This is a genomic window from Streptomyces sp. NPDC043680 (genome assembly GCF_056436685.1).
Window position 1 is genome coordinate 109,453 of the sequence record NZ_JBWKCE010000004.1, and the last position, 17,486, is coordinate 126,938.

The 17,486-nt window shown below is 74.8% G+C and carries 15 protein-coding genes and 1 pseudogene; 14 read left to right on the forward strand and 2 right to left on the reverse strand.

The window, feature by feature from the left end; genetic code table 11:
* Nucleotides 1-55: 55 nt before the first annotated feature.
* From AC0666_RS10175 to AC0666_RS10195, 5 genes are all read left to right on the forward strand, one after another.
* A complete protein-coding gene (locus AC0666_RS10175) occupies nt 56-1,231 on the forward strand; it encodes a leucine-rich repeat domain-containing protein (protein ID WP_478707410.1) in 1,176 nt (391 codons plus the stop codon).
* Nucleotides 1,228-2,973 (forward strand): ankyrin repeat domain-containing protein, encoded by a 1,746-nt coding sequence (locus AC0666_RS10180; RefSeq protein ID WP_478707411.1) that lies wholly within the window; start codon nt 1,228-1,230, stop codon nt 2,971-2,973. Before AC0666_RS10175 ends, AC0666_RS10180 begins: the two co-directional genes overlap by 4 nt.
* 20 nt (nt 2,974-2,993) lie before the next feature.
* The gene (locus tag AC0666_RS10185; protein WP_478707412.1) at nt 2,994-4,181 is read left to right on the forward strand and encodes an AAA family ATPase; all 1,188 of its coding nucleotides are present in this window, start codon (nt 2,994-2,996) and stop codon (nt 4,179-4,181) included.
* A gap of 7 nt (nt 4,182-4,188) precedes the next feature.
* Nucleotides 4,189-5,427, forward strand: coding sequence for a vWA domain-containing protein (locus AC0666_RS10190; protein ID WP_468963563.1), 1,239 nt, complete (start codon nt 4,189-4,191; stop codon nt 5,425-5,427).
* A 140-nt stretch (nt 5,428-5,567) separates the two neighbouring features.
* Nucleotides 5,568-6,110 (forward strand): TerD family protein, encoded by a 543-nt coding sequence (locus AC0666_RS10195; protein WP_468964290.1) that lies wholly within the window; start codon nt 5,568-5,570, stop codon nt 6,108-6,110.
* Between the two features lie 184 nt (nt 6,111-6,294).
* Here AC0666_RS10195 and AC0666_RS10200 read toward each other — a convergent pair whose 3' ends face one another.
* Nucleotides 6,295-6,957 carry a TetR/AcrR family transcriptional regulator gene (locus AC0666_RS10200; protein WP_468963564.1) on the reverse strand — a complete coding sequence of 221 codons (663 nt, stop codon included), beginning with the start codon at nt 6,955-6,957 and terminating at the stop codon, nt 6,295-6,297.
* 230 nt (nt 6,958-7,187) lie between these two features.
* Here AC0666_RS10200 and AC0666_RS10205 point away from each other — a divergent pair, with 230 nt between their 5' ends.
* The 9 genes and pseudogenes from AC0666_RS10205 (at nt 7,188) to AC0666_RS10245 (ending at nt 16,256) form a co-directional block, all read left to right on the forward strand.
* Nucleotides 7,188-8,060 (forward strand): phosphatase PAP2 family protein, encoded by an 873-nt coding sequence (locus AC0666_RS10205; RefSeq protein ID WP_478707413.1) that lies wholly within the window; start codon nt 7,188-7,190, stop codon nt 8,058-8,060.
* On the forward strand, nt 8,057-8,971 hold the full coding sequence (locus AC0666_RS10210; protein WP_468963566.1) for a hypothetical protein: 915 nt from the start codon (nt 8,057-8,059) through the stop codon (nt 8,969-8,971). Before AC0666_RS10205 ends, AC0666_RS10210 begins: the two co-directional genes overlap by 4 nt.
* A gap of 88 nt (nt 8,972-9,059) precedes the next feature.
* Nucleotides 9,060-9,326 carry a GlsB/YeaQ/YmgE family stress response membrane protein gene (locus AC0666_RS10215; RefSeq protein WP_468579407.1) on the forward strand — a complete coding sequence of 89 codons (267 nt, stop codon included), beginning with the start codon at nt 9,060-9,062 and terminating at the stop codon, nt 9,324-9,326.
* A 61-nt stretch (nt 9,327-9,387) separates the two neighbouring features.
* Nucleotides 9,388-9,765: pseudogene (gene rraA, locus AC0666_RS10220) on the forward strand (ribonuclease E activity regulator RraA); the annotation flags it as partial.
* 189 nt (nt 9,766-9,954) lie between these two features.
* A complete protein-coding gene (locus tag AC0666_RS10225) occupies nt 9,955-11,655 on the forward strand; it encodes a peptide-N4-asparagine amidase (protein WP_468963568.1) in 1,701 nt (566 codons plus the stop codon).
* A 27-nt stretch (nt 11,656-11,682) separates the two neighbouring features.
* Nucleotides 11,683-13,383 (forward strand): serine/threonine-protein kinase, encoded by a 1,701-nt coding sequence (locus AC0666_RS10230; RefSeq protein WP_478707414.1) that lies wholly within the window; start codon nt 11,683-11,685, stop codon nt 13,381-13,383.
* 65 nt (nt 13,384-13,448) lie between these two features.
* Nucleotides 13,449-14,375 (forward strand): squalene/phytoene synthase family protein, encoded by a 927-nt coding sequence (locus AC0666_RS10235; RefSeq protein WP_468963570.1) that lies wholly within the window; start codon nt 13,449-13,451, stop codon nt 14,373-14,375.
* 163 nt (nt 14,376-14,538) lie between these two features.
* A complete protein-coding gene (locus AC0666_RS10240; protein ID WP_478707415.1) occupies nt 14,539-15,654 on the forward strand; it encodes a sensor histidine kinase in 1,116 nt (371 codons plus the stop codon).
* Complete coding sequence (locus tag AC0666_RS10245; RefSeq protein ID WP_468963572.1) at nt 15,651-16,256, forward strand: response regulator; 606 nt, start codon at nt 15,651-15,653, stop codon at nt 16,254-16,256. Before AC0666_RS10240 ends, AC0666_RS10245 begins: the two co-directional genes overlap by 4 nt.
* Nucleotides 16,257-16,316: 60 nt before the next feature.
* Here AC0666_RS10245 and AC0666_RS10250 read toward each other — a convergent pair whose 3' ends face one another.
* Entirely contained in the window at nt 16,317-17,069 is a 753-nt protein-coding gene (locus tag AC0666_RS10250) for a transglycosylase SLT domain-containing protein (RefSeq protein WP_468963573.1), read from the reverse strand.
* Between the last annotated feature and the right edge of the window lie 417 nt (nt 17,070-17,486).

Genomic DNA, 17,486 nt, shown 5'->3' on the forward strand with positions numbered 1-17,486 from the left:
AGGTCGTCATGTCGTTGTGGACGCCGGTCACCGGCGAAGAACCGGTGGAGTGGTGATGACACAGCCGACACCCGTACGGTGCCCCGCGATCGAGCACCCCGACCTGCCGCTCGCCGACCCCGCGGGACTCGACCCGCTGCTCGCCCGCCTCGCCGCGGGCGGCGCCGTCGAGGCGGACGAGGCGTTCCCCGTCGGGACCCTCCGTGCGGACGGCCGCGTCGACCTGTGCAAGCAGGGCCTCGGGCCCGCCGGCGCGGCCCGCGTCGTGTCCGCGGCCGCCCACTCCCCGCACGCCCGGCACCTCCTCCTCGGCACCAACTCCATCGGCGACGAGGGCGCCCGCACCCTCGCGGACGCCCTCCGCGAGGGGCAGTCGGGAGGACCGGACGCCGGAACCCCGGCCGGTCACAGGCTGCACACCCTCTACCTCGGCTGCAACCGCATCGGCCCCGACGGGGTGGCGGCGCTCGCCGGTGCCCTCGCGGACGACACCACCGTCCGGGCCCTGTGGCTCAAGCGGAACCCGCTGCGCGAGGACGGCGCCCGCACGCTCGCCGCGCTGCTGCGCCGCAACCGCACCCTGCGCACCCTCGACCTGGTCAACACCGGCATCGAAGACGGGGGAGTACGCCTTCTCCTCGACGCCCTCCGCGAGCGCGGGACCCCGCTCGAACGGCTCTTCCTCGGCGGCAACGGCCTCACCGCCGAGGCCGCGCCGCTGCTCGCCGACCTCATCCGGGAGGCCGGGGTGCGCGAGCTGTACCTCCCCGCCAACCACCTCGGCGACGAGGGCGCTGCGGTCCTGGCCGAGGCCGCGGCATCCGACCCCGCGCGGCCGGTCCGCCTCGGGCTCGGCGGCAACGGCATCGGCCCCGCCGGCGCCCGCGCCCTCGCCGACGCCCTCGGCGGCATCGAAGCCCTCGACCTGGGGCGGGCGATGTCCGAGCGCAGCCTCGGCTCCGCCGGGAACACCACCGGCGACGAGGGGGCGTACGCCCTCGCCGCCGCCCTTCCCGGCAGCCCGCTGCGGCGCCTGGAGCTGCGCCACACCGGGCTCACCGGACGCGGCGCGAAGGGCCTGCTGGCCGCCGTGCCCGACGGCTCCCCGCTGGAGTACGTCGGCCTCGGCCCCGGCCTGCCCCGCAAGGTGAAGCGTTCCTTCACCACCCGGCTGCGGCCCGCCCGGCCGGCCCACCCCGACCTCGCCGCGATCACGAGCGTGTACCGGTGAGCGCGGCCGCCACACCGCCCGGGGGCCTCCTCCCCGAGGACGGCCCGGTCTGGCAGCGGATCCGCCGCCACGCGGTACCCGGCTGGATGATCCGCCGCGCCACCGAGCACCGCCTGGCCGGCGACTGGCGGGCCGCCTGCGCGGCGGCCGCCGTCGACGTCGCCTTCGACCTGCCCGGAGTCGCGGCCCGCCACGGGGCCCCGGTCGCCGAAGGGGTCGAGGCGGACCTGCGCCACCTCGCACCCGACCTGCTGCGCTGGCACCTGCCCCGCCTGCTGGGCGGCCGCACCACCCTCATGCCGGACGTACGCGTCCTGCTGGCGCGCTACGGCACCTCCGCCGAGGCCCCCGTCCTGTCCGTCACCACCGGCCCGATGATGGAGGGCCCCCAGCGGCTCCGGCTGCACTGCGCCCCGCTCACCGCCCCGGACCTCGTCCACCCGGAGCATCTTTACGCGGTGGCTTTCCAGGGCGAGGACTGGACCGCGGCCCGCCCCCTGTGGGACGCCCGGCACACCGCCGCGCTGCCCGAGCTCCTCGGCGGCCTCCCGGGCCGGCTGCCGTTCCTCCGCCCGGACGGGACCCCGCTCGGCCCGGACGAGCTGCCCACCGCCGACCCAGGCGGAGCCGACCCGGCCGGACACACCGAATGGGTCGCCCTCCTGCACCAGGGCGGCCGCGCCGAAGAGGCCTACGCAGCCGCCGGCCTGGAACGTGACCTGACCGTGCCCAGGCCCCCGACGTACGGCCGGCCCCTCGATCCGGAGCGGGTCCTGGCGGGCGCCCGCATCGACCTGGCCCGACTGGTGGCCGAGGTACGGCGCCTCACGGCGGCCGGAGCGGGGGACACCTTCCGGATCCCCCACGGCCACCCGCTCCTGCTGGAGCCGGCCGGCACCGGCGCGGACGCCCGTGTGCGCATCCGGGTCGGCGAGAACCGCGGCCACGAGGGGGTCCCCCGGCTGCCGCAGTACGCCTGGCAGCGCTCACCCGACCTGGAACTCCTGCGCACCGGCCGGATCACCCCCGCCGAACTGCACCCCCTCGTCTGCGCCGCCCTCTTCCCGCAGGCCGCTCCCGCGGCGGGACCGCCCGAGCCGCCCGAACCGAAGGCCGTACGGGTGCGCTGCCGCGGCGCGTGGCACGAGGTCCGCTCCCAGGGCGGCGTACTCGACCTGCTCCCGCACAGCGCGGAGGAGCAGCAGCGCGAGCGGGCCATGCGGGCGTTCGGCGGCGCGGTGGCCGGCTGCTTCGCCGTCCAGCAGTCCTGGACCAGCGGCGAGGGGCGGCTGCCGCGCGCCCTGCGGGACGAGCGGCGGGACCTGTTCCTGCGGGTCCAGCACGGCGACACCCCGGGTGTCACCGCGCTGCTCGACGCGGGCACCGACCCCCACGTCCGCGACGCCCGCGGGTACACGCTGCTGCACGTGCTCCACCTCCTCGACCACGAAGTCCTGCTGCCCCGGCTGCTGGCGGCCGGCCTGGACCTCGAAGCCCGCTCCAAGACGGACCTCACCCCCTTGCTGGTGGCCGTCCGGTACGGGGGGTCGGCCGGGCTCGTCCGCGCGCTCCTGGCCGCCGGGTCCCGCATCGACGTCGTCGACGACCAGGAACTGTCGCTCGCCCAGCTGATCCGCCAGTTCAAGCGCACCGACCTCGACTTCCTGCGCAGCCGCGTCGAGGAGGAGTTCCCCGACATCGGCTCCGAGTGGTTCGACGACTACATGGCCGAAGGCTACTGAGCCGACGAGAGAGAAGACGCATGAGCACGCCGCCGCCGGCCCTCGCGGCCGCCGACGCCCTGGGCGCCCGGCTTCGCGCCACCCGCACCGAACCCGCCTCCAACCCCCAACTGGAGGCATTAGCCCTGGCCGTGACGGCCAATCAGCCGGTGCTGCTGTGGGGCGAGCCGGGCATCGGGAAGTCCGCCGGCATGGACCGGCTCGCCACCGCTCTCGACGTCGGGCTGGATACGGTCATCGCGAGCGTCCACGAGCCCTCGGACTTCGCGGGGCTGCCCGTCGTCGGCGACGACCCCGCCACCACCGGCGTCCCCATGGCCCCGCCGGACTGGGCGGTACGCCTGGCCCGCACCGGCCACGGACTGCTGTTCTTCGACGAGCTGTCCTCCGCTCCGCCGGCCGTGCAGGCGGCCCTGCTGCGCGTGGTCCTGGAACGCCGGGTCGGCAGCCTCGTCCTGCCGGAGCCGGTCCGGATCGTGGCCGCCGCCAACCCGCCGTCCAGCGCGGCGGACGGCTGGCACCTCAGCCCGCCGCTCGCCAACCGCTTCGTCCACCTCGACTGGACCCACGACCCGCGCACCGTGGCCCGCGGCATGGCCGGCACCTGGCCGGAGGTGGCCCTTCCCACGGTCGACCCCGCTCGGGTCCCCGGGGCCGTGGCACGGGCCCGCGGCGTCATCTCCGGCTTCCTCACCGCCCGCCCCGGGCTCGTCCACCACATGCCCGACGAGGCCGAGGGCCGCGGCCGGGCCTGGCCCTCCCCGCGCACCTGGGAGATGGCGCTGCGCCTGCTGGCCACCGGGTACGCGACCGGCGCGGGCCGGGAGGCCCTGGCCGCGGCGCTGACCGGCGCCGTCGGGGAGGCCGCCGGGATCGAGCTGCTCTCGTACATGGAGCACCTGGACCTGCCCGACCCCGACCGGGTCCTGGCCGACCCGGACGCCTTCGCCCTGCCCGAACGCGGTGACCGCCAGCTGGCCTTCCTCATCGCCGTGGTGGCGGCCGTCCAGGCCGAGCCGACCCGTCCCCGCTGGGAGGCCGGCTGGGCCGTACTCGCCAAGGCCGTGGACGCCGGCGTGCCCGACGTCGCCGCGCGCGCCGCCACCGACCTCGCGGCGATGCGGGACCTGGACTGGCCCGTGCCCGCCGGCATCGACGCGTTCATCGAACTGCTCCAGCTCTCCGGCGCGCTGCCGGGCGGCGGCTGACCGGCGCATGACCGTGTCGGCGAACGGCCTGCCCCAGGAGGACCCGGAAGGCGCGGCGGCGCACGCCCGGCTGGACCGGGCGAAACTGCTCGCCGCCCGGTTCAAGGCGGCCGAGGCGCGGCCGTACCTGGCCTCCGCCCTGTACGCGCTCACCGTCGTCCCCTCGGCTGCGATCCCCACGATGGGCGTGGACCGGCACTGGCGCTGCTACGTCGCGCCCGCCTTCGTCGACGCGACGCCCGTGCCGGAACTGGCCGGGGTGTGGATCCACGAGGTGGCCCACCTGCTGCGCGACCACCACGGCAGGGCGGACCGGCTGCCGGCCGCCGACCAGGGCGACCGGCAGCGGATCAACATCGCCCAGGACTGCGAGATCAACGACGACCTCCTGGCCGACGGCCTGGCACTGCCCGAGGGCCGGATGGAGCCGAAGCTCTTCGGCCTGCCCACCGGGGGGATGTTCGAGTCGTACCTGCCGGCGGTTCCACCCTCCCCGCCGCACGCGGCGGAGTGCGGTTCGGGCGCCCACGGGACGCCGATGCCCTGGGACCTGGGCGAAGGCGCGTCGCCCGCCCGGATCGGCCCGGTCGAGGCGGAGGCGCTGCGCCGCCAGACGGCCCAGGCGATGCGGGCCCACCAGCGCACCCGGGGCAGCCTCCCGGCGGGCTGGCAGCGCTGGACCCGGGAGCTGCTGGAGCCCACCGTCGACTGGCGCCGCGCGCTGTCCGGCGCCGTACGGGAGGCCGCCGCGTGGGCGGGCGGCGCGGTGGACTACACGTACCGCCGCCCCTCGCGCCGCACCCCCGCCCTCGGCGGCCGGGTGGTGCTGCCCAGCCTGCGCCGGCCGCTGCCGCGGGTCGCAGTCGTCATCGACACCTCGGGCTCGATGGGCGAGGAGGAACTCGCGGCCGCGCTCGGCGAGGTGACCGGAGTCCTGCGCGAGGTGGGGGTCCGGGGCAACCGGGTCGCGGTCCTGGCCTGCGATGCGGACGTGCACACCGTGAACCGGGTGACGAGCACCGAGCAGGTCACCCTGGCCGGGGGCGGCGGCACCGACATGCGGGTCGGGATCCGCGCCGCGCTGGCCATGCCCGACCGGCCGAACATCGTCGTCGTGCTGACCGACGGATACACGCCGTGGCCGGACGAGAGCCCGTCCTGCCGGCTGATCGCGGCGCTGATCGGGGCCGGTGCGCCACAGCCGCCGGCCTGGGTGGAGACCGTACGGGTGGCCCCGGGACAGTGACGGCCTCCTCGACCGCCCGCTGCCGAACTGGCCGGGAACGTACGGTCGTACGGGCCGTCGCGGCCGCCGCATGACAGCATGGCCGGGCAACACCCGGCAAGCGGAGGGGGAGTTCGGTGAGCAGTTCGGTGAGCGATTCGGTGAGCGGGGTGCGCAAGAGCCTGGCCAAGGTGGAGATCGCACTGCGGTGGGATCCGAGCCCCGCGGGCACGCCGGCGCACGACCTGGACATCATCGCCGCGGTCTACACCGCGGCGGACCCCCACGGGGAGCCCGCCCACCTCGTGCACTTCGGCAGCCGGTCCCCGGACGGCACGATCACCTTGAACCGGGACAGCCAGACCGGTCAGGGCTTCGGCTACGACGAGGTGATGACCCTCGAACTGAACCGGATGGCACCGGAGCTGGCGCGCGTGGTGGTGGGCGTGGTGATCCAGGACACCGGTCCGCGCGGCGCCCGGACGAAGACCTTCGCCGCCATAGGCGGCACGGGGATCCGGATCCGCGAGGGCTACACGGATCTCGCCGTGGGCGATTTCGCGGGCGTGCCGACCGCCACCGCCGCCACCGTCGCGCAGTTCACGCGGGACGCGGCGGGCGGCTGGTCGCTGGACGCGGCCGTGCGGGGATTCGAAGCCGATCCGGGGGAGTTCGTCCGGGCCATGGGGGCCGCGCGTCCCTGACGGCGGCGCCGGCCAAGGGGCACGGGACGGGCCGGGATGCGGCCGGGGCCGCTCAGACCGGGCGGCGGTCGCTCCCTCGTCGAGTGAGCGACCGCCACCCCGTCCGGGTGGCGCGCTGCCGCCGTCCCCACGAGGCAGCGCGGGCGGGCCGCCGTCCGGTCATCGGTGACGGCGGCCCGCCGGTTCAGGGGGCCGGAGTCCGGCCGGGGTCCGGGGTCACGGCCGGCTCCGGGGTCACGGCCGGGGCCAGGAGCGGAGCCAGACCCAGGGCGGGGAGCAGGGCCGCCTCCACGAAGCGGACCAGGTAGTCGGCGTCGGCGTACCGCCCCTCCAGCACCGGCCGGATCCGCAGGACGCCCATCAGCTGGGCCGGGAGGAACTCCACGGCCGGGTGGTCCGGGGCGATCTCGCGGCGCTCCACCGCCCGGGCCACCATCGCGTCGAACGCGGCCAGTTCGGGCTCGATCAGGGCCTCGCGCAGCGCCGCCTGCAGTTCCTTGTCGCTCAGCACCGCGTGGGCGAGGGCCTCGGTGAGCCGGGTGTCGCGGCCCGAGTTGCCCGCCGCGATCCGGGCGGCCTCGCGCAGGTCTCCGGCGAGCGTCCCGGTGTCCACGGCGACGAGCGTGCCCTGCCGGTTCGCGCGCAGCGCGGCCGCCACGAGCTGCGGCTTGGTCTTCCACTGCCGGTAGAGCGTGGACTTCCCGCAGCAGGCCCGGGCGGCCACACCTTCCATGGTCAACGCCTCGTAGCCGTGCTCGCGCAGCTGATCCAGGACGGCGTCGTAGAACTCCTGCACCCGTTCCGGGGTGATCTTGGAGCGGCGCGCGGCGGGCGGCGTCGACGTCATGGTGGGCGGTTCTCCTCGGGGGGTCCGCGGCGGGTTGAGGCGGGTTCCTGCAAAAAGTGTACGGGAAACGGCAGCGTATCGGTACACCCGCGTATCGATACGCGAATGTATCGATACACTGGCGTGTCGATGGAGCGGGTGGCCGGAACCGGCCGCCGTGCACCGGTGCCCCATCGGCCTGACGAGCGGCGCGCGAGTACAGCGCGAGTACAGGAAGAGAGACCGGGGGAATGACCTCCCACACGACACCCGACGGGCCCGCCGCCGGCCCGGGCACCGGGCAGCGGCGCCGCCTCATACGCGAGCTGCTCCTCGTCGCGGGCCTGTTCGCCGTCTACAAGGCCGGTCGGCTGCTGGCCACCGACCGCACGGACGAGGCCTTCCGCAACGCCGCCCGGATCTGGGACGCCGAGCGCGCCTTGCACCTGCCGGGCGAGGGCGTGGTCCAGCGCCTGCTGCTGCACGGTGGCGAGGCGGCCCCGGGGGCCGGCGGGGACCTGCTCGTCCACACCGCGAACACGTACTACGCGGCGGTGCACTTTCCCGCCACCGTGGTCTTCCTGGTCTGGCTGTACCTGCGCAGACCCGGCCACTACCTGTGGGTGCGCCGCGTGCTGGCCGTCCTGACCGGCGCCGCCCTCGGTCTGCACCTGGCCTTCCCGCTCGCGCCGCCGCGGATGCTCGCCGCCACACACCTGGTGGACACGGCGCAGGTCTACGGGCCCGCCGTCTACCGGGCCGCGCCCGCCGCCGACACCATGGCCAACCAGTTCGCCGCGATGCCCTCGCTGCACTTCGGCTGGGCCCTGATGCTGGCGCTCGGCATGATGGCCGCCACCACCTCCCGCCTGCGCGCCCTGTGGCTGCTGCATCCGCTGGTGACCCTGCTCGTGATCGTCGGTACGGCCAACCACTACTGGCTCGACGCGATCGTCGCCACCGTGCTGCTCGGGGCGGCGCTGCTGATGGTGCCGCGCCCGGTCGCCCGTACCGCGTCCCGGTCCGTGCCGGTCGTACGCCACCTGCCCCGGGCGCGGCCCGCCGCCCTGGCCGGGGCCGGGGACACCGGGGCGCGGGCCGCGGCTGCGGGGGTGGGCCGGTGAACGCCACCGTCCTCGCCGTCCTGCTCTGCCTCGCCTCCGCGGTGGCCTACGCGGCCGCCGCCGTGGCCCAGGAGCGGCTGGCCCGCGCCGCCGTGGCCCGCAGCGCCCGGGACCTGCTCGGCAACGGCGCCTGGTGGTGGTCCGCCGGGCTCAACGCCGCCGCAGCGCTGCTGCACGCCGCCGCCCTGCGGTACGGGCCGCTGACCCTGGTCCAGCCGCTGGGCGCGCTCACCCTCGTGGCCGCCGTCCCGCTGGGGGCGCACCGGGCCGGCCGGCGGGTCGCCGCCACCGAATGGCGGGGCACCCTGGCCACGGTCGCCGGGCTCGGCCTGCTGCTGCTCCCGGCCTCCGGCCCGGCCCCCGACGACACCCTCACCCTCGCCGAGGCCCTCGCCGTCTCTGGGGCGACCACCGCCGTGATCCTGCTGCTCACCGCGCGCCGCGACGTGCGTTCGGGACTGCGGCACGCCACCGCGTCGGGGCTGGCCTCGGCCGTGGCCTCCGCCCTGACCCAGACGGTAGCGGTGGCGGCCGGCCGGGGCGGCGCCCTGCTCAGCGTCCGGGTCGTGTCGGTGGCCCTGCTCGTGATGCTGTTCGCGGTCGGCGGGATGCTGCTGTCGCAGCGCGCCTACCGGGGCGGGCTCGGCGCCCCGCTCGCCGTGGTGAACCTGGCCAATCCGCTCGCCGCGGCCGCCATCGGCATGGTCCTGCTGGGGGAGCGGCTGCAGGGGGGCGCGCCGGGCCTGCTGCTGGCGGTCGCCGGTGCGCTGGCCGCGGCCCGCGGGGTGCTGCTGCTGACCCGCGCGGCGCCGAGCCCGCAGCCCGGTCCGCAGCCGAGCCCGGAGCCCGGTCCGCAGCCGAGCCCGCAGCCCGCCGCCGCGGTGCCGCTGACCCAGCGGGTGGCGGCCTGACGGGAGAACCGGACCGGTCGGACGCGCGTCCTTGCCGGAGAGTGCATCCACGTACTCACCTGCACCGACGAAGCGGAGTGAACACGGCATGGGGATCATCAGCTGGATCGTCCTGGGGCTGCTCGCCGGAGCCGTCGCCAAGCTTCTGCTGCCCGGACGTGATCCCGGCGGCCTGATCGGCACCACCCTCATCGGCATCGCGGGCGCCTTCACCGGCGGCTGGCTCTCCGCGAAGTTCCTGGACAAGCCGATCGCGAACGAGTTCTACGACCCCGCCACCTGGGGCTCCGCGATCGCCGGCTCGCTGGTGCTGCTCATCGGCTACCGGCTGCTGTTCGGCCACTCCCGGGACTGACGCCGGGGCCTACGCTGGGCCGCACGGCGCGACGTACCGGCTGTGAGGAGCCCGGAGCAACATGAGCGTGACACCCGTCCCCACCAGCGACCTGTACGACGCGCACGGCGAAGCCCTGCTCATCTGCACCACCGCCTTCCGCCAGTTCGGCGGGCGCAGGCTGTTCGCCGGCCCGGTGCGGACGCTTTCCTGCCACGAGGACAACGCCCTGCTGCGGGAGCTGCTCCATTCGCCCGGCGAGGGCGCCGTCCTCGTGGTGGACGGCCGCGGTTCCCTGCGCAGGGCCCTCAACGGCGACCTGATCGCCGGGGCGGCGCAGCGCAGCGGCTGGGCCGGCCTGATCGTCAACGGCGCGGTCCGCGACAGCGTTGCCCTGGCGGGCCTCGACCTCGGCATCAAGGCCCTGGGTACGGTCCCCCGCAAGAGCGGCAAAACGGGCGTGGGCACGGTGGACGCCCCGATCACCATCGGCACCGTCACCTTCCGTCCCGGCGACACTTCCACGCGGACGACGACGGCATTGCCGTCCTGCCCGCGCCGGCGTAGCGCACGGCGGGGGCGAGATTCGGCCAGGGGCAGGGCAGTGGGCCTGGTGCCGGCGGGTCCGGGCGCTATTCACTGCGGGGCCATGACACGACACAGGATCATGGGGCTGCTCGGCGCGCTCGTGCTCGCCGCAGGCACCCTGGCCGCCGCCGCGGGACCTGCGGGCGCCGCCCCCGGCCGACCCACCGTGCCCGCCGGTGCCGTACCCGGCTCCGGGGGCGCGGGGCAGCCCGCCCCCGCGACCGAGCCGCCCGCGGAGTTCGGGACCGACTGGCACGACCCGCTCACCGCCGCACCGCCGGTGTCCCGGCCCGCCACCGCCTCCTGCGAGCTGACCCTGGCCGAGGCCCAGTTCCGCGACTTCACCCCCTACGTGGGCAGCTACGTGCCGCCGACCGGCTGCGGGGGAGGCGCCGGCGGCGGAGCCCGCTGGTCCAAGGTGGTCCTGCGCCTCGACGGGAAGGTCAAGGGCCGCCAGTACGACCGCCTCGGCCACCTCTCCCTCGGCGGCGTGGAAATCCTGCGGACCTCCACCCCCGAGCCCTCGCCCGACGGCATCACCTGGTCCGTCGAGAAGGACGTCACCCGCTACCGCGACACGCTCAGCCGCCCCCAGCCCGTCGAAATGCTCATCGGCAACGTCGTCAACGAGACCTACACCGGTGTCATCGACGTCAAGGTGACCCTCACCTTCTACGCCGCCGAGGGGCGGAACCCGGCGCCCGACACCCCCGACCGCGTCCTTCCGCTCACCGCCCCCGCCCTCACCACCCCGCGCAACACCGAGCGGCTCCTCGCCGAGGTGTACGCCACCGGCTCGGGCGGCGGCTGCGAGGAGTACTGGTACATGACCACCCCCGACGCGGCCCCGTACTCCTGCAAGGCCGCCGACGGCCCCTACCGCGAGGTCCGCATCCTGGTCGACGGGCAACTCGCGGGCATCGCCGCACCCTTCCCGACCGTGTGGACCGGCGGCTGGTCGAACCCCTTCCTCTGGTACGTCACGCCCGCGCCCCGCGCCTTCGACGTCCAGCCGATCGTCTACGACCTGACCCCGTACGCCGCCCTCCTCAACGACGGCCGCCCGCACCGGATCGAGGTGGCCGTCGCAGGGGTGCCGGCCGGCCAGAGCGGCTGGAGCACCCCGGTGAACCTGCTGCTGTGGCAGGACGAGCACCGGGAGGTCGTCACCGGGACCCTCACCCGGCACGAGGAGAGCGATCCGGCCAACTCCAGCCACTGGACGCCCGGTTCGCCCACCACGCAACACCGCCTCGACACCGAGGGCGGCCACCGGCTGACCGTCGCGGGCCGCCTGGACACCTCCCACGGCCGGGTGACCACCACCGTCACCCGCGCCGTCCGCACCACCTCCGTGCACCGCTGGACGCAGGACGAGAACCAGGACGCGCTGACCGCTACCTGGACCGACGAGGAGAGCGTGACCCGCGGCCCCACCACCGTCCGCACCGCGCGCACGTACACGATGGACGGCGAGACCACCCTCAGCGCGGCGGACCGCCTGCGCACCGTCATCGCGCTCGGAGACCGCGCCGAGACGGTCACCCTGCGCGGCGGCCACCGCGTGGACCGGTCCTGGCTCGACGACCGGTACACGGGCGACGCGAGCTACACGGCCAACGTCCCGCGCGAGCAGCGGCACGCGGTCGGCACCAGCTCGGAGCGCTACCAGGTGTACGGGGCTGACCCGGGACACGGCTGTTACGACCGCACGGTGGCCACCGCTCAGGGCGCCGTGACCGTGGACCGGCGACGCTGTTGACACCGGCTGCGCCTACGATGACCGGCCATGGACACGAGTGAGGCCGGCAGACAGCTGGTCGACAGCCGCTTCGAACTGATCGCGCCCCTGGGGGCCGGCGGTATGGGCACGGTCTGGCGTGCCCGCGACATCGCATTGCACCGCGACGTCGCGCTCAAGGAGGTGCGTCCACCGGACCCGGCGACCGCCGCGGCCCAACCCGGGCTTGCCGTCCAGCTGCGCGAGCGGGCGGTGCGCGAGGCGCGGGCGCTCGCCCGCCTCGCGCACCCCCACGTGGTGACGATCCACCACATCGTGGAACCCGCGGAGGGCTCCGACGGGCATCCGTGGATCGTGATGGAGCTCGTCAAGGGCGGCTCCCTGCACGACCGGCTGGGGTCCGGGCCGATGCCGGTGGCGGAGGTGCTGCGGCTCGGCCTCGACGTGCTGTCCGCGCTGCGGGCCGCGCACGCCGAAGGGGTGCTGCACCGCGATGTGAAACCGGCCAACGTGCTGTTGCGTCCGGACGGGTCCGCCGTACTGACCGACTTCGGGATCGCGGCGCTGCACGACTCGACCGCGCTGACCTCCACCGGGGTGCTCATCGGCTCGCCCGAGTACATCGCGCCGGAGCGGGTGCGCGGCGAGGAGGGGCTCGCCGCCTCCGACCTGTGGTCACTCGGCATGCTGCTGTACGTGGCGGCGGAGGGCGTCCATCCGCTGCGCCGGGCGACCAGCCTGGCCACCGTCGTCGCCGTGCTCGACGAGCCGATCCCGGCGCCGGTGCGGTCCGGCCCGCTGGGCCCCGTCCTGGAACGGCTGTTGGTCCGGGACACGGCCGTGCGGCCCGACGCGGAGCAGCTGGAACAGCTGCTCCGGAACGCGAGCGCCGCTCTCCCGGGTGCCGCTGCGCCCGCCGCGCCCGCCCCGCCGGTCGTACCCCCGGTGTCCCTGGGCCAGTACGGACCGCCCAGCGCGCCGACCCCGCCTCCCCGGGCCCAGGGTCCGCAGTCCACTCACCCCCAGCCCTACGCGGCTCCGTTCACCCCCGGCGGCGGTTCCCCGTACGCGGCCACCCGTCCCGTCCCGGTGACCCGCCCCGCGGGCCGGCGCGCCGCGCTGATCGGCGGGGTGCTCGCGCTGGTGCTGACCGTCGGCGCGGTCGTCCTGTTCAAGTTCCTGCCCGACGGCAATTCCACGGGCCGCAACACCGCGAAGGGCCCCACCGCCTCCTCCGGCGCGTCCCCCTCCGCCGGCCCGGCCACCCGGGGGGCCAGCCCCACCCCCAAGGGCAAGACCGCCCCGAAGGGCTCCCTGCTCGCCCCGGCCAAGGTCCGTACCGCCATCGAGGCGTTCAAGCAGAAGACCGGTACCACCGCCTTCGTGGAGATGGTGGTCTACGAGGAGTACGTGCTCGCCTCCATCCCCACCGCCTCCGGAGCCAAGACGTACGACCGCTACGAGTACCGCGACGGCGAGGCCAGGCGCACGGGCCCCGGCGGCACCATCAAGGAGGACGAGCCGCTGATCGACATGGCCACCGTGAACTGGGACGCCCTCCCGGGCCTCCTCGAAAAGGCCAAGCAGGAGCTGGGCGTGGCCAACCCCACCTCCCGCTACGTCATCGTCGAGCCCTGGCTGTTCGACCAGACCCCCTCGATGCGGCCCTACCTGAGCGACGAGTACGGGCAGGGCGGCTACCTCTACGCCGACACCCAGGGCAAGGTGAAGAAGGTCTACCGCTCCTGAGACCGTGTACCCCTACCCGTACGCACGCGCGCACGGTCGCACACCGTTCGAGGAGCTCACCACCCATGCCCAGCTGGCGCACCACTCTCACGGCGGCCGGGATCGCCGGCCCTGCCCTGCGGGCCGACTACACGCACGTGGCGCGCCGGGTCCTGCGCCGCGAACCCGCCCCGTACCTGACGCTGCGGCTGCTCGCCGCGCCGCCGCTGGTGCCCTGGCTGACGGCAGGGGTGGGATTCATGAACCTGGTCGACGACGTGGCCGAGACCGGCACCCTGCAGGAACGGTCCGCCGGTCTGGCCGTGCTGGCCGAGCGGGTGGACGCGGCGCTGCAGACCGGCGACAGCCCCGACCCGCTGCTGCGCGCGTACGCCCACGCCGTCGACGCCCGGGGTCTGCCCGTGCACTGGGTCGAGCGGTTCCTGGAAGGCGCGGCCACGGCCGAGGCCCGCTTCGACGGCTTCGCGACGGAGGAGGACTTCCAGGGCTACCTCGACGCCTACGCCTGGCCGGGGCTGCTGGTCTTCACCGGCCTGCAGTACCAGGGCGGCCCCGACGGGGAACAGGCGGCCGGATGGCGGCGGTTCGTCGACGCCGCCCAGCGCGTGGACTTCCTCGCCGACCTCGCCGGGGACCTGGCCGAAGGCCGGCTCTGCCTGCCGCGCGCCCACCTCGCCGAGCACGGCGTGACCCGGGCCGACCTGGAACGGGCCCGTGACACCCCTGCCGTGCGGGAGCTGCTCGGCGCCGAGTGCGCACGCGCCCGGACCGCGCTGGCCGCCACCGCGGGCATCCTCGACCTCGTCGAGCCGGGCCTGCGCCCGGTGATCGCGGCGATGGCCGAGCTGATGGGCCACCAGCTGACCGCGGTGGAACGGGCCGGGGCCGGAGCCCTCCGCAAGAACGTCGGCTACGGCCTGCAGGCCCCCGTGCGCACCCTGGTCCGCGCCCGCCGGGTCCGCGGGACCCGCGTTCCGAGCCCTGACCAGTGACATCCGTACTACCGGGTTCCGTACGGATGCATCTGCCGCCGGCCCCGGCACGGTTCCTACCGTGGCGTACATGACGCAGACGAGGCACACGACGCACACGACGCCCACAGCCCCCCACGGCCTGGCCGGCCGTCCGGGAAGCCGCAGGAGGACGGAGCACCCGATGAGGCGGACATCGGAGATCCGTGGCGTCCACACCCTGCTGCCCTGGCTGCTCGTGGGCATGGGGGCCATCTCCAACATCATCCAGGGGGAGACGCCCAACCCCTGGATCGGCGGGCTCGGCCTGCTCGTCTTCAACTCCCTCTACGTCACCCTGGTGTTCCGCGCCTTCGTCACGCGGGCGCGCGAGCACCTCAGTACCCGCTGGTGCCTGGCCGCGCTCGGCGCGGTCACCTGCGCCCTCGGCCTCGCCTACGGCGACAACTGGCTGCTGTTCTTCCCGCTCTGGGGGCTCGCCGCCGGTGCGGTGGTCCGGGGCCGGGCGCTCGCCCCGGTGATGGTCGTGATCACCGCCCTCGCCGGGGTGGTCGCGGCGCGGGACGAGGGCTGGGACGCCCTCGGCATCGTCTACGGGACGTTCCTGTCGGGCATGGTCACCGCGGCCATCCTCGCCCTGTCCGAGGCGGTGAAGGAGCTCCACGAGACCCGTCAGGAGCTGGCGCGCGCCGCGGTCGACCACGAGCGGCTCCGGTTCTCCCGCGATCTGCACGACCTGCTCGGCCACACGCTCTCGGTGATCGTGGTGAAGGCGGAGGCGGCCCGCCGTATCGCACCCCGCGACATGGAAGCGGCCCTCGGCCAGGTCTCGGACATCGAGTCCGTGGGACGCCAGGCGCTCACCGAGATCCGGGAGGCGGTCACCGGCTACCGCGAGGCCAGCCTCGCGGCGGAGCTCGACCGGGCCCGGGGCGTACTGACCGCCGCGGGCATCGAGCCCCTCATCCGGGAGTCCGGACCACCGCTGCCCCCGCAGTCGGCGGCGCTGCTGGGATGGGTCGTCCGCGAGGCCGTCACCAACGCCATCCGGCACAGCCGGGCCACCCGGTGCGAGATCGAGGTCCGCAGCTCCGTGGAACGGGTCCGCCTGGTGATCACCGACGACGGCAGCGGCGTAGGCTCGACACCGGCGGGCAGCGGGCTGACCGGCCTGACCGAGCGCCTCGCCGCGGCCGGCGGCACCCTGAGCAGCGGACCGGCACCGGACCGCGGCTTCCGGGTCACCGCCGAGCTGCCGGCGGAGCCGGCCGAAGCAGGGGGGAACGGGGAGTGTCGATGATCAGGGTCCTGCTGGCGGAGGACCAGGGCATGATGCGCAGCGCCCTGGCCCTGCTGCTCGGGCTGGAGGAGGACATCGACGTGGTCGCACAGGTCGGCGCCGGCGACGAGATCGTGCCCGCGGCGCTCCGCGTCCAGCCCGACGTGGCCCTGCTCGACATCGAACTCCCGGGCCGCAGCGGCCTCGACGCGGCAGCCGAGCTGCGCACGCGCTGCCCCGACTGCCGGGTGCTGATCCTGACCACCTTCGGCCGGCCCGGCCATCTGCGCCGGGCGATGGAGGCGGGGGCCGCCGGGTTCCTCGTGAAGGACGGGCCGGTGGAGGAACTGGCCGCCGCGGTCCGCAGGGTGCTCGCGGGGGAGACGGTGATCGACCCCGCGCTCGCGGCAGCGGCCCTCAGCGCGGGCCCGAACCCGCTGACCGCGCGTGAGGCCGATGTGCTCAACGCCGCCGTGGACGGGGCGACCGTCGCCGACATCGCGGAGCGGCTGCACCTGTCGGAGTCGACGGTGCGCAACTACTTGTCCGCGGCCATCGGCAAGACCGGCACCCGCAACCGCATGGAGGCCGTCCGCGCGGCCCGCAGCCAGGGCTGGCTCTGACGCCGCGCGGAGCGGGCCGGTCTTCCCGCGGGTGCCCGGTGGGCACCCGGTGGGCCCGCGTCAGTAGGGGCCGTTGACGTTGTCGATCGAACCGTAGCGGGCGGCCGCGTAGTTGCAGGCGGCCGTGATGTTGGCGACCGGGTCGTACGAGTCCAGCGACGTACCGGGAACGTGGTAGGCGCGGAAGGTGGGGTCGATGACCTGGAGCAGACCCTTGGAGGGAATGCCGGCCGCCGCGTTGGAGTCCCAGTTGTTGATGGCGAGCGGATTGCCCGAGGATTCGCGCATCACATTGCGATAAATTCCGTTGTAGCTGCCGGGAATTCCGTGCTTCGCCATGATGCTCAGCGACTCGCGGATCCACCCGTCGAGGTTGTTGGCGTACGTGGCGGCCGGCTTGGCGGCGGCGGGCGTCGCCTTCGCCTTGGCGGCCGCCGCCTTCGCGGCGGTGCCGAGGCTGAGCTTGAGGCCGGGGCGGATGACCGAGGGGTTGCTGCCGATGGCGGTCTTGTTGGCCGCGTAGAGGGCCTGCCAGCCGCCGCTCACCGAGTGCTCCGCCGCGATCTTCGACAGGGTGTCGCCGACGGCCACGGAGTAGGTCGCCGGTGAGGCCTTCTTCTCGGCGGTCACCTTGGCCGCGGGCAGCGCCACGGTGTTCGCCGCGGCCGCCGCGGCGGGCTGCGTGACAGCCGCCCCGGCGGTGGTGGCGCTGATCAGCGGGAGGGCCAGGGCCGCTCCGCCGGTGCCGGCGAAGGCCAGCTTGCGGACGACCGGGTTCTGCTTGGGGCGGCGGTGCTTACCCAGTGCGGGCATGGCGGAATTCCTCACGTGTGGGGTACGGGAGAGCCCTGGCGGCGGCCGGATTCGGCAGCTGCCCGCCGGGAACGACGTGACCGTAAGCGAGTCCGCCGGGCGGGAACAAGGCTCGAATTCCACCGGGTGATCGACTTCCCCGTATCGGCCCGGAAAATGACCTTGGGGACTTCTCCGGCCAATAGCCGAAATCCTTTCCGGGAAAAGGGAATGGTGCCCCGGCGGGCAAATGATGTTGAGGTCGGCGCAGTGACTCACATCACGGTTTAAAGGACCCCGAAGGTAAAACGGACAAGTCGCCTCTATCCGTATCCGATTCGGGCGTCCCACCTGTTGCAGGCGAATCCCTCATCGCACGCCCTTTCCGGCGCGATCCGCCCTGTCGCCCGCCGTGATCCGGAGCCCCGGACCCGCTCA